Here is a 13,932-nt window from a genome sequence, read left to right as displayed (position 1 = left end):
AAAATCAGAACTAGTATTCATCAACATATAAGTACCTCGTTTCTCTGTACTTATAAAATACTGTCTGATTCGACACTATTTATGTCATATCAACAAATTGAAGGTTAAGCGTCTAAAAAAAAGAGTCCAGAAATATTTCTGAACTCTACTCTTCCTGTTGGGCAAACTGAGAGTGATACAGCTTTTCATAGATGCCTTGTTTTTCTAACAGACTTTCATGGGTTCCTTGTTCTACGATATCACCATGTTGTAAGACAAGGATCAAATCGGCATTTTTGATGGTCGATAAGCGATGGGCAATGACAAAGCTGGTTCGATTTTTCATCACTCTTTGCATAGCCGACTGCAACATTTTTTCCAGGCGCGTATCTACGGAGCTGGTTGCTTCATCTAAAATCAAGATTTGGGGATCCTTTAATATGGCTCTGGCAATCGTTAAAAGCTGTTTTTCTCCCTGTGAGATATTATTGGCTTCTTCATTTAGCTCCGTATCATAACCATGCGACAAGGTACGAATAAAGTGATGAACATTGGCCATCTTGGCAGCTTCGATGACTTCATCCTTACGTGCGCTTAAACGTCCATAGCGAATGTTGTCATAGATCGTTCCATGGAAAAGCCATGTATCCTGCAAGACCAGCGAAAACAAAGATCTTAGATCTTCTCGTTTAAAATCACGGATATCTACCCCGTCAATCTTGATGCTTCCGCCTTTCACATCATAAAACCGCAACAACAGATTCATGAGTGTTGTCTTCCCGGCACCGGTAGGACCGACGATCGCAACCATCTGTCCGGCTTTGACATCAATATTGACATCCTTCATCAATAAGTCTGCATCATAACCAAACTGGACGTGTTCGAATTTCACATCCCCTTTCATGGTATCGACTTCTTTTACTTCTGTTTTTTCTAATGGTTCTTCCTCTTCTGCCAACATACCGAAAATTCGATGCATACCCGCAAAAGCAGATTGTACCTGTGAAGACAATTGGGAAATCTGCGAAAGTGGATCATTGATCTGCCAGATATAGCGGATAAAAGCCTGTAAGCTTCCTACCTGCAGTTTTTGTTCAATGACCAGTACACAGCCAAATACCGCAACAGCCCCGATGGCTAAATACGTACACAAGGATACTAATGGAGAAATCAGACTGGAAACAAACTGGGCCTTGAAGCTTGCCTTACACATCTTATCATTGACATCCTGAAATGTCTGGATGGCATCCTGTTGTTTCCCATAGAGAATGATTTCATTAAATCCTCCATACATTTCAGTGATCGTTCCATTCAGCTCCCCTAATGTATTTTGTTGTTTTTCAAAGAGCTTTTGCGAATGAGAGACAACGACCTTCGTAATGATCAATGAAAGTGGAATGATCAATAAGGCAATGGCAGTCATGATCGGATTGATCATCAGCATCATCGTGATTACGAAAATAAACGTCAAAACGGCACCGAACACTCTGGTCAATGCTTGTTGAAGTGCATTGCTTAAGGCATCGACATCATTGGTCACACGACTTAATATATCTCCAAAGGCATGATCATCAAAATAGCGTACCGGCAGTCGCTGGATCTTTTTTTGTAATGCGTTTCGTACATCGTGCATCGTCATTTGAATCGCATCGGTCAAGAAAAAAGCAGTGATGAGTTGGGAAACTGTCTTGATCACATATAATCCCAATAAAAGCAGCATAATGCCTAAAATGATTTCAAAATGCACATGGGCTCCGGGCACTCCTTGAATGATATCCATCGCATCCTGCATCAAAGAGGTTGTGATCATCCCTTCTACTGTCGGATTTAACGCAAAGGATAACTGTGTCAAAACGATCATCAAGATCGCAATACTCAATTTAAAACGATAGGGTTTCATAAAATGAAGAAGAGCTTTTAGACAATCTTTTGTCTTGATGGTTTTATTTTCCATAAGTCAGTTCCTCCTCACTTAACTGCGATAAGGCAATTTCCTTATACACTGGACATTTTTTCAACAACGCTGTATGCGTTCCATAGCCTACGGTCTTTCCTTCATCCAGTACAAGGATATGATCGGCATTCATGATCGTAGAAACACGTTGGGCGACGATCATCATGATAGAATCTTTGATCTCCGGCTTTAAAGCTTTACGAAGTTTGGCATCGGTCGCAAAATCCAGGGCAGAAAAAGAATCATCATAAATGCAGATCTGCGGATATCTGACAAGGGCACGGGCAATGGAAAGACGCTGTTTCTGTCCCCCGGATACATTGGTGGCCCCTTCTACGATTCTTTCTTGAAACTGTTCCGGTTTTTCCATGATAAAATCATAAGCCTGTGCGACATGGGCTGCATTTTCGATCTCTTGTTGGCTCGCATGGGCATTGCCGAAGCGAATATTTTCTTCTATACTTCCTCGAAATAAGACGGCTTTTTGGGCAACATAACCGATACAGGCACGAAGCGAATCGATTTTATACGATCGGATATCCCTGCCATTGATACGAATGCTTCCCTGACTCACATCATAAAAACGGGGTACCAGAGAGATCAATGTACTTTTTCCTGAACCGGTCGAACCGATAAAGGCAATCGTCTCTCCTTTTTTGACAGTAAAACTAATATCTTTTAAAACCGCTTCTTCCCCATCCGGATAGGCAAAGGTCACGTGATCGAATTCCAGGGAATCTACATGTTCTAAATCTATGGCATCGTTTTGTTCTGTAATCTCGGATCGTGAATCAAAGATGGCACGAATTCGTCTGGCAGATACACTGGCTCTTGGATACATCATAAAAACGGTGCAAAACAACATGACCGACAACATCGCATGAAACAGATATTCCATAAAGGCAATCAATTTACCGACTTGTAAGGTATTGGTATCAATCATGCCGGCCGCCACATAATAGATCGCCAAAGCGGCCAGATTCATCACAAAGAAAAACATTGGTTCCGTACTGGACATCAGCTTAAATAACTTTCGAGACTGATTCATGAAAAAGCGGTTTTCTTGATCGAATCGTTTGGATTCGTAAGCATCGTTATTAAAAGCACGAATTACACGGATACCGGTCAGATTTTCACGAAAGATGCGGTTGAGTCTATCCAGCGAACCTTGTTGTTTTTCACTTATAGGCTCTGAAAAACGACCAACCAGAATAACGCCCAATATGATCAAAGGAATCGTAGAGGCAATGATCATGGAAAGCTGCAGATTGGATTGAATTGTCAATGTATAGCTGACAAAAAACATCACCGGTGCAATTAAAGCCGTTCGCAGGATTACATTTAAAAAGACCATGATTTGATACGCATCATTATTCGTTCTGGTAATCAAAGACGATACGCCAAACTCATTCATCTGGGCATGTGAAAAAGTCTGTACCTCTTTAAATACATCGTTTCGAATATCTCGAGTCACTGATGTGGAAATCTTGGCACAACAATATCCCAACAGAATCGTTCCACATACACCGATCAAGGCGATGCACGCAATGATCAGACCCGTTCGAAACAAATACTGGCTATCCTGGTGCAGCACACCTTCATCGATCATATCGGAAATCAATGTCGGAATACCCAATTCAGCCAGTGCAAACCCAAAGATAGACACAATATTCAACAACACTAAAAATTTATAGGGTTTTAAATACTTGATGATCAATTTCATTGTTTTCCTCCCTCTCATTGATAAAAAAGAAGAGGTGCTCATTCGCATCTCATTCTAAAATATAAGGATGTTGGCGGATAAAATCCTGTCGGACCTTTTCATTTTGAAAATTAACGGGATGATAATACCCCGCCATACGTGCCCACACCGTACATTCTTTCTCACATTGCGGGCATTGTTTGACTAAGCCAGAGATATAGCCGTGATCCGGACATATCGAATACACCGGCGACAACATAAAATCATAGATAGAAAAATGTTTGATGATACTTTGTACCAGCGTTTTAACAGCTATCGTATCTTCCATGCCTTTAGCCATCGGTATGGAAAAAGAAACTCCACCGTTATAAAGCGACTGAATCGTTTCCTGAATCTGTAAAGAAGCAAAAAGATCTTCCTCATTTTCCAAAGGCAGCTGGCTGGAATTGGTATAAGATACAATACCGGCTGTTTTCATAGCAGGATAAAGATCCTGATCTTTTTTCGCAAAGCGATACGATACACTTTCGGCCGGTGTGGCTTCCAGATTATATAGACAATGCGTACTTTCCTGCTGCTTCATCAAAACATCTCGTATATGCGATAAAACTTTACGGGCAAATTCCTGTGTACTTTTATGCCCCATATCTTTTTGAAGCCATTTGGCATTGATACCGGATTCATTCATACCTACGATTCCAATCGTGGAAAAATGGCGTTCAAAGCTATCAATGTAACAGGCTGTGTAAGGATACAAGCCACTGCGAAACAGCTTTGTCAAAACCTGACGTTTGATCTGTAAAGAACGACAAGATAAAGCTAACACTTCATCTAATGATCGAAAAAAATCCGTTTCATCCTCTGCCAGCCACGCCAGCCTTACAAGATTGATTGTAACGGTACCGATGCTTCCTGAGTTTTCCGGATAGCTGTAAAAGCCCGGCTTATAGTTCCAATGTTTTAAATCCAGTGGTCGATAGGGATCTCTTTGAACCATCGATGCGTTTACAAAGTATGGCATACCATACTTGCCAGCGCATCGAAAGAGATTTGTGTAGCTTTTTTCATCAAAATCAAAGTTTTTATCCAGCAAGACTGTCACGATCGGAAAAGGAAAACCATTTTGTTTGGCATCCCCCTCCAGTAGAATCGAAAAGAAAGCTTCCTGGATGATATGCATTTCCTTTTGACATTGTCCATAGGTAAAATCCATCTGTTCGTTGCCTACCCAGGCTTTGGTATCCTTTAAAGCCTGCGGTACCTGCATATCAAAAAGCACGTTACTAAATGGCGTTTTCGTTCCCCAGCGTGAAGGGATATTCACACCATATATAAAAGCTTCCAGCGCTTTCTTCACATCGGGAAGTGAAAGCTTTTCTTTTTTCACATAAGGAGCCAGGTACGTATCAAAGCTTGAAAAGCTTTGCGCACCAGCCCATTCATTTTGCAGGATGCCTAAAACATTGACCATCTGATTACATAAGGTCATCAAATGCTTTGGCGCTTTAGAATGTACCTGACCTGGCATACCGGTGATACCCTGTCTAATCAACGTCAACAAAGACCAGCTGGCACTATCCCCTGTCAACATATCCAGATCATGAATATGGATCAAGCCGCTGTTATGCGCTTCCTTGATCGTGGCATCATAGACTTCACTCAACCAGTAATTTCTGGTGATGGCACCGGAATTGGATAGTATCAAACCACCGACAGAATATAATGAAGGCTGATCCTGAAGCTGTTCTTGTTCCACATCATCCAGATAGGCATCTACAATATTCTTATAATCCAACGTCGTATTTTCGATGCGGCGAATATTCTCTCTTTGTTTACGATACAAGATATATGCTTTGGCCACCTCTGTATAACCGGCCTGAGAAAGCACACGTTCCACACTGTCCTGTATGTCTTCAACAGAGACGATATCGTTTTTGATCTTTGGTTGTACATCCGCGCTGACACGTAATACCAGCAGATCAAAGATTTGTGGGTCATAAGCCATCTTGCAGGAATCAAACGCTTTTTGAATCGCATTTACGATCTTGGCGATCGCAAAATCTACGATGGTTCCATCTCTTTTTTCCACCTTCAGCATACAACCCCTCCTATCGTATCTTTACATTAGGTATATAGACTTCCAACTCTTTTTTTATCTTATTCAATTCTTCTCGGGTATAACCATGATATCCTTTTTGAATGACCGTTTCTTTCTCTTCAAAAATATGCAGTTCCAAGCTAGGCGCCGGCTTAAGCCATTTTGCCATAGCAACCAGATCCTCTGGTGTATGAAACTCATGCACCGGTGTGATCACAAATACGCTTTCTATCTTTTCTGTATTTAAAAGATGAATCGATTTTTCAACTTCATGGATCTCATATGTTTTCAATCCGATCGTTTCCCCATATTTTTCCGGTACATTTTTAATATGCATGACAACTCGATCCACTAATTCTTGTTCAACCAGGCTTTTTAAATGTTCAAAATACGAACCATTGGTCATCAAATTGATGAAAAATCCCATCTGTTTTACTTTTTTTAAAAAAGGATCAAGCTCTGTATGCATCAAAGGTTCTCCACCGGTGATTGTTATTGAATCCAGCATATCCTTTCGACTCTTTACGTATTGTAAGATTTCTTCCTGAGAATAGCTGATGGAATCCTCTTTTAAAAAAACCAGATGCGATTCATTACAACAAGGGCAGCGATAGTTACAACCCCCTGTGGCGACAATAGTTGAAACCTTGCCCGGAACGCTTTGAAAGCTAAGCTTCTGATGTTCAAAAAAAGAGATCGCATTTAAATCGGCTTTCGCAAATTCCTTGGCGGAAGCCGCCATATTTTTATAAAAGCCGGAGAAGGCTGCCATATCTTCTTTAGGAATGGAAGAACTGATATGCCGCCACCAGGAAGTACGGATCGCATAGACCTTGCTCATGATAGCTCTGGCCTGTGAAGTCGTATAAAGCTCTTTGGCTCGTTTATCCTTTTTGGATGGCTGTACCCGAATATATCCCATTTCTTCTAGCTTCTGTACCTGCTTGGTAATCGTTCCTTTGTCATAGCCGCCATCCTGCGCAATCTGCTGCTGAGAAATGCCCTCATTTTCATAAATCAGAATCAAGATCGGGAGCTGTGCATAGGTCAATGAAATGCTTTGAAGCATTTGATCATAATACTTTTGTGTACTTCTATATAAGATGCTGATATCCAACAATAAATCCGAACTATTTTGAAAATCTCTATTCATGGTCACACTATAACAGAGTCTTTTTGAAAGTGCAACTGACAACAAAAAAAGGGCTTTACGCCCTTATATTACTGTGGTTTGGCATCAAAACTTTCATCACGTACCACAACGTCATGTGCACCGCCTTCAACGATACTTGTGCTGGAAACCAAAGTCACTTTGGCATTCTTCTGCAAGTCAGGAATCGTCAGACAGCCACAGTTACACATCGTATGAGAGACTTTAGAAAGGGTCAAACCGACATTTTCATGAAGTGTTCCCGCATAAGGCACATAGGAGTCAACTCCTTCGACAAAGCTCATCTTGCCTTCTCCGCCGACATCATAACGCTGCCAGTTTCTGGCACGGGCACTTCCTTCGCCCCAATATTCTTTCATATAGTTTCCATTGACGCTGACCAAATTATTCGGTGCTTCCTTAAAGCGGGCAAAATAACGTCCCAACATCACAAAATCAGCACCGAAGGCTAAAGCCAACGTGATGTGATAATCATGTACGATACCACCATCAGAGCAGATTGGAATATACACACCGGTTTCTTCAAAGTATTTATCACGAGCCTGTGCGACTTCTAAAGTTGCCGTGGCCTGTCCTCGTCCGATTCCTTTTTGTTCACGGGTAATACAGATGGAACCTCCACCGATACCGACTTTGATAAAGTCCGCTCCGGCTTCAGCCAAAAAGCGGAATCCTTCTTCATCGACAACATTTCCCGCACCGACCTTAACGCGATCACCATAAGTATCACGGATCCACTGTAATGTCTTTGCCTGCCAGCAGGAATATCCTTCACTGGAATCAATACAAAGTACATCAACACCTGCCTTTATCAGAGCCGGAACACGTTCCTGATAGTCACGGGTATTGATACCGGCTCCTACGATATAGCGTTTTTGGTCATCTAATAATTCATTGGGATTTTCTTTATGTGATGCATAGTCCTTGCGAAAGACAAAAGCTTTTAAACGCTGCTTGTCATCAACGACCGGAAGCTGATTCAATTTATGATCCCAGATCAAATCATTGGCTTCACTTAAGGTAATATCTTCCTTTCCTACGATCAGCTTATCAAACGGTGTCATGAATTCTTTGACTTTTGTATCTAGGTCCATACGACTGATGCGATAATCACGGCTGGTTACGATGCCGACCAATTTGCCGTCCGCTTCGCCATTTTCTGTCACTGCCATAGTGGAGTGGCCTGTTTTCTTCTTTAATTCGATCACATCTTTTAAAGTGGCTTCCGGTGAAATATTGGAATCACTGCCGGTAAAACCGGATTTTGTTGCCTTGACCTTGGCAACCATTGCCGCCTGTGATTCAATCGACTGGGAACCATAGATGAAACTAACGCCCCCTTCACGTGCTAAGGCACAAGCCATTTCTTCACCGCTGACGGCCTGCATGATGGCTGACACCATAGGAATATTTAAATGAAGTGCCGGTTCTTCTCCTTTTTTAAACTTAACTAACGGCGTACGAAGATTCACGTTATCCGGTGTACAGTTTTCATCGGTATAACCGGGAATCAATAAATACTCACTAAATGTTCTGGATGGTTCTTTACAAAACTTTGCCATGGTTTCCTCCTCTTGTCTTTACGCATTATTGAAACTATTGTATGTTTTGATGATGAACAAGTCAAGTGAATTCGTCTTAACTCAATGTACAAACGACAACACAATACGGAGCGATTCCTACCCGATAAGTCGTGGCCGCATTGATATTTCCATTATCAAATAAAATCGACAGCTTTTGATGCGAATCGTATGTAAAATGTTCCGAAGTCGGATTAAAGAAACAGAGGCAGACATCCTCTTTACACTTTGCCTGATAGACCAATACTTTTCCATCGATATCACCAAAGCTAACATTAGTTTCGATTTCTTCTTTTGTAGCCAGGCGAAAACATGGATGCTCTTTACGAATTTTGATCAACAGCTTGGTATCCACTACGATCGGCATATGCTTATTGCGCAGGTTGTAGTCGATATGATTATAGTGGTCGCTGCGATTGTAGCTGTTTCCTAAATTATACTTTGTGCGGCCAAATTCCTGGCCGGCATGAAGGAAAGGAATTCCCTGTGCTAAGATCACCAAAGCATTGGCCAAGGTTTGTCGCTGCATCAAGACCCCTCTGGACTCATGTTGACAACACACACTGTTTTTATCCCACAGCGTATGGTTGTCATGGCACTCCACATAATTGATAGCTTTTTGCGGCGAATCAAAAAGATGATCCAGGCAACCGCCACCCAAACATTGTTGCATAGAATTCAATAACCCGGTATCGCCATTGGAATAACCACAAATCTCCAAATCTCCATTGGAACCGCGACATGTTTCCCGAAAACGATCACTGAAATGACCAATCAATGGCATTTGGTCCTGATTCAACATCGAAGCTCTTAGATGCTCCGGCACAAAGCTTGGCATATTCCAGCCCTCTCCATAGATCATAAAATCCGGCTTCAGTGCCCTGCACTTCTCGGCAATTTCATTCATTAAGTTATAATCTAAAATTCCCATCAAATCAAAACGAAAACCATCCACATCAAACCATTCTACGATACGAAGACATGTATCTACAAAATATTTGCGTGACATCGGTGGTTGCGTATCAATATCATTTCCACAGAAAGAGCCGTTACTGAACTCGCCTTCTGTATCCATCAAAAAATAATAGTTGGGAACCAGAATTTCCAACGGGTACTTTTCTTTGGTATATACGTGATTAAAGACTAAATCCAGATTCACCTTTAAGCCCGCCTGGTGACAATCCTGTACTAAATGAGCCAGCTCTTCGATTCGTTTGGTCGCATCGGTACAATCGGTTGAATAACTGCCTTCCAGGGCCCGGTGATGAACCGGATCATAGCCCCAATTGTAGAAGATATCCGTATAGACCTCATCCACACTGCCAAAATCAAACACCGGTAAAAGCTGAATGTGGCTTACTCCCAAAGATCGAATATAGCTAAAGCCTGTGCTCATGGACTTTGTCGTGATGTTTTCCTCGGTAAAGCCTTTAAACTTTCGTGGATGCTTCACACCGATACCTGGTTCGGATGTCATATCGCGAATACTGGCTTCATAAATGATCGCATCTGTATTCGATCGCATCAAAGGTACTTTTACCTTTTTAGGAAGCTTTACATTTTCAATGGATTGCACAACACTATATTGCGTATTGGGACCACAGAAAGAATTGTACGGATCCACCGTTTCTTTCCAGGTTCCGTTAGCTCGCACCATAAATGTATAATGCGCATTTAAAAGGTCTTTAGATACTGTTGTCTCAAAAATTCCTTTTTCTTTACGCTCCATTTCAATCGTTGATTTTTGTCCATGATCATCCAGCCGCAACAAAATCTGATAAGCTACCGGCGACCATAAACGAAATACGGTACGCTCCTTTGTGTAAAAACAGCCAAGATCAATATCTTTTACTTCATATTCCTGATTAAATCGAATCGTTTTGACGATATGAGAATACTGACAGATCGTTTTTTGACAATGTTCATCATAAACGACATATTCTTCTCCCATGATCAACGGTTCTTTTAAGGACAATACATATTTGGTATAACCGTTTAAAAGATCCTGTTTATGATCAATATTTAAATGAATGATACGATCACAGGAATCCTTTAGATGAAAAATACGGGAAGATCCGTTAAAAAAGTTTTTTGACATATAGACTTTCAAACAATTATAGTCATCAAAATATGCCTCATAGTCTCGTTCCATTCGCATACTATCTCTTCCTTTTCACTTTAAGACCACACCCATTTTAACATAGAACCCACCTAAAAAAAATGTTACACTTACTGTATTGGAGGTCCTATCATGTCAGAATACAGAATTGAAGAAGATGTACTGGGGAAAGTAAAAGTACCCGCCGATAAATACTGGAAAAGTCAAACACAGCGCAGTCTGGAAAACTTTCCGATTGGAAAGGAAACCATGCCAAAAAGCTTGTTGTATGCATTTAGCTTGTTAAAGGAGGCTTGTGCCAGAGCCAATGCTTCCTATGGAAAGATCACCCAGGAACAATGCGACGCCATTTGCCACATATGCCAACAGATTCAGGAAGGCCAATATTTGGATCAGTTTCCACTACATATTTGGCAAACCGGCAGCGGTACCCAGACCAACATGAATTTTAATGAAGTGATTACCACTCTGGGAAATCTTTGGGCTCATGCCACGATCCTGCATCCTAACGATACCGTCAACTGTTCACAAAGCAGCAACGATACCTTCCCAACAGCACTACATATGATGCTGGCGCAAAAGACAAGAGAAGAACTCTTGCCTGCCTGTCAAAAAATGGCTGATCAGCTTCAAAATCTGGAAAAAGAGAATGAGGGCATTATCAAGATCGGACGTACCCACTTACAAGATGCAACGCCACTCTATTTTTCACAGGAGCTCAGCGGTTATCGTTCTATGATTGAACACAGTATGCGTCAAATTCAGGAATGTCTGCCTTTTGTAGATGAACTGGCCATCGGCGCAACCGCAGTAGGAACCGGGATCAACTGTCCAAAAGATTTCGATGAAAAGATCTGTACGATTTTAAAAGAAAAGACCGGCATTGATTTTAAGCCGGATCCTAATAAATTTCATGCCCTGACCAGTAAAGATGCCTGTGTGATGTTGTCCGGCGCATTAAAAGGCTTGGCGTGCAACTGCATGAAGATTGCCAATGACATTCGCTGGCTGGCTTCCGGTCCACGATGTGGCATACATGAAATTGAAATTCCAAGCAATGAACCAGGAAGTTCGATTATGCCCGGTAAAGTCAATCCGACACAATGTGAGGCTTTAACGATGGTCGCTGTACAAGTCATGGGAAACGATACTACAGTTGGCATTGCCGCTAGTCAGGGAAACTTCGAACTCAATGTTTTTATGCCGGTCATCGCCTATAACTTAGATCAAAGTCTTCAACTTCTCAGTGATGCGATCGATTCTTTCACAAAGCGCTGTCTTGTCGGCTTAAAGGCCAATCAAAAGACAATGGATGAAAACCTTCATCATTCTTTGATGTTGGTGACATGTCTAAATCCGGTAATCGGATATGAAAAAGCAGGAAAAGCAAGCCAATATGCATATCATCACAACTGTTCTTTAAAAGAAGCCATCTTACATCTTGGCTATCTAAGTGAAGAAGAATTTGATCGTTACGTCGATCCTAAAAAGATGTTGTAGAGATTGGAGATGCAGTTCTTTCAACTGTATCTTTTTTTTGCGAAAAAAAAGAAAACAAAAAGATGGAAAACACAACAAATTTGTGATCCTTCCATCTTTTCTATAACATTGGACCAAATATTTTTAAGATCTTTCTAAATTCTCGAACAAAAAAGTTCACGTTCTCACATTCTTGCAGGGTTACTTCATGGCATACTTTAAAGATTTCTTCAAAATCCTGCTTTATGTCCTGAATACAAGGTGTATCACGCATATAGACACCACATTCATAATGAAGGTAATAAGAACGGAAATCCATATTTACCGTACCTACTAAAGCACTTCGATCATCGCTGATAGCCACTTTTCCATGAATAAAGCCCGGTGTATATTCGTAAATCTTGACACCTTTTTTGATCAAAGCATCATAGTTTGCCTTTGTGACCTGATAGACCATTTTTTTATCCGGAATGGCCGGTACAATAATGCGAACATCCACACCATTACTCACCGCAAGCTGTAAACTGGAAACCATTTCATCATCCAAAATCAAATACGGTGTAGAAATCCAGAAATAATCACACGATGTATTCAAAAGGTTTAGCTGCATATACTTTCCGGTATAGTTTTCATCCGTTGGAGAATCACTAAAAGGAATGACATAACCTGGATCATTATAGGTAGCCTGTAAATCTTTAGAAAGCACGAATGGAGCATACGGTGTTGGATCCTGCGCCTGATAATTCCATATTTGTAGAAAAGAAACCGTAAAAGTTTCAACAGCGGCTCCCTTGATACAAACTCCCATGTCCTTCCAATGTCCAAATCGTTCTCTGGTATTAATATATTCATCAGATATGTTACAACCACCGGTAAAAGCAACTTTTCCATCGACAACTAAAATCTTGCGATGGTCGCGATTGTTCATCTGCATGGCGATTTGAGCCTTCATTGGATTAAATCGATGCGTCTTTACACCACGTTCATTCAACCATCGATCATAATGAGCCGGAAGATAAGTAATCGTACCAAAATCATCATAGATCAATCGTACATCAACACCTTCACTGGCCTTATCCATTAAAATCTGTAAAATCGTATCCCACATCACACTTTTATTAATGATAAAAAACTCCATAAAGATATAGATCTTGGCTTGGGATAATGCTTCTAAAAACGCCTGATACTGTGTTTCTCCGGAAGGAAAGTAAGTTACATGACAATGATCATACACGGGAAAATAACCATTGGACCATGCCAAAGTAACCATCTTATCTAAAACAAAGTCATTTTTTACATTCTGCATAACCTGCATGCTTTGTTTGGCATAACGCTGATAATCTCGATTTGCCTGTCTATCCTTGATCATCAAGGCCTTTGGAATCTTTCTGGCTCCAAATAGAACATACAGCAACCCTCCAAAAACCGGCATAAACATGATTACTAAGACCCACAAGAGCTTGCTTGAGGAATCCGAATCACGATTGATTACCTGAACACTGACAAAGAAGCTTAAAATAACTAATAATAGATAAAAGCCAAAGAATCGCCGGGATAGCCATGTGATCAAAAAGGCAAACAACCATAATTGAATCAAAAAAGCCATAGCGATAAAAAAGGGCTTTGATTTAATAATTCGTATATATTTATGCATAATTCTCCTTATATGAAGCATATTTTAGCATAACGAAAAAAAAACTCAAGTTGACAGACATGAGTTTAAGAAAATCTTAAGAAATAAAAAATGACCCGGCAACGTGCTATCTTGGCAGGGGCAGGCCCAACTATTGTCGCCGCTGAAGTGCTTAACTTCTGAGTTCGGTATGAGTTCAGGTGGTTCCACTTCGCTA

General features: G+C 40.9%; 8 protein-coding genes and 1 rRNA gene. 1 reads left to right on the top strand and 8 read right to left on the bottom strand.

Translation table 11 applies throughout. From position 1 onward, the window contains the following. Positions 1 to 145: 145 nt before the first annotated feature. The 6 genes from ACTQX6_RS12420 to pulA form a co-directional block, all read right to left on the bottom strand. Positions 146 to 1,933, bottom strand: coding sequence for an ABC transporter ATP-binding protein (locus ACTQX6_RS12420; RefSeq protein ID WP_294688356.1), 1,788 nt, complete (start codon positions 1,931 to 1,933; stop codon positions 146 to 148). Next, positions 1,923 to 3,656: an ABC transporter ATP-binding protein gene (locus ACTQX6_RS12415; protein WP_294688354.1), complete on the bottom strand. Its 1,734-nt coding sequence runs from the start codon at positions 3,654 to 3,656 to the stop codon at positions 1,923 to 1,925. Before ACTQX6_RS12415 ends, ACTQX6_RS12420 begins: the two co-directional genes overlap by 11 nt. A 49-nt stretch (positions 3,657 to 3,705) precedes the next feature. Then, on the bottom strand, positions 3,706 to 5,733 hold the full coding sequence (locus ACTQX6_RS12410) for a ribonucleoside triphosphate reductase (protein WP_294688352.1): 2,028 nt from the start codon (positions 5,731 to 5,733) through the stop codon (positions 3,706 to 3,708). Between the two features lie 10 nt (positions 5,734 to 5,743). Beyond that, positions 5,744 to 6,886 carry an anaerobic ribonucleoside-triphosphate reductase activating protein gene (locus ACTQX6_RS12405; protein ID WP_294688350.1) on the bottom strand — a complete coding sequence of 381 codons (1,143 nt, stop codon included), beginning with the start codon at positions 6,884 to 6,886 and terminating at the stop codon, positions 5,744 to 5,746. A 68-nt stretch (positions 6,887 to 6,954) separates the two neighbouring features. After that, complete coding sequence (locus ACTQX6_RS12400; RefSeq protein WP_294688347.1) at positions 6,955 to 8,466, bottom strand: IMP dehydrogenase; 1,512 nt, start codon at positions 8,464 to 8,466, stop codon at positions 6,955 to 6,957. Between the two features lie 76 nt (positions 8,467 to 8,542). Next, positions 8,543 to 10,642: a type I pullulanase gene (gene pulA, locus ACTQX6_RS12395; RefSeq protein WP_294688345.1), complete on the bottom strand. Its 2,100-nt coding sequence runs from the start codon at positions 10,640 to 10,642 to the stop codon at positions 8,543 to 8,545. A gap of 93 nt (positions 10,643 to 10,735) precedes the next feature. Here pulA and ACTQX6_RS12390 point away from each other — a divergent pair, with 93 nt between their 5' ends. Continuing rightward, entirely contained in the window at positions 10,736 to 12,103 is a 1,368-nt protein-coding gene (locus ACTQX6_RS12390; protein ID WP_294688343.1) for a class II fumarate hydratase, read from the top strand. Between the two features lie 100 nt (positions 12,104 to 12,203). Here the strand turns inward: ACTQX6_RS12390 and cls are convergent, their stop codons facing one another. Together cls and rrf are read right to left on the bottom strand one after the other, a co-directional pair. Next, positions 12,204 to 13,736, bottom strand: coding sequence for a cardiolipin synthase (gene cls, locus ACTQX6_RS12385; RefSeq protein WP_168965690.1), 1,533 nt, complete (start codon positions 13,734 to 13,736; stop codon positions 12,204 to 12,206). A 93-nt stretch (positions 13,737 to 13,829) separates the two neighbouring features. Next, a 5S ribosomal RNA gene (gene rrf / locus ACTQX6_RS12380) occupies positions 13,830 to 13,932 on the bottom strand; the annotation flags it as partial.

Origin of the sequence: Faecalicoccus sp. LCP19S3_E2 (assembly GCF_052121255.1) — a bacterium.
Lineage (GTDB): Bacteria > Bacillota_I > Bacilli_A > Erysipelotrichales > Erysipelotrichaceae > Faecalicoccus.
This window is presented reverse-complemented; position numbering and strand designations above follow the sequence as displayed.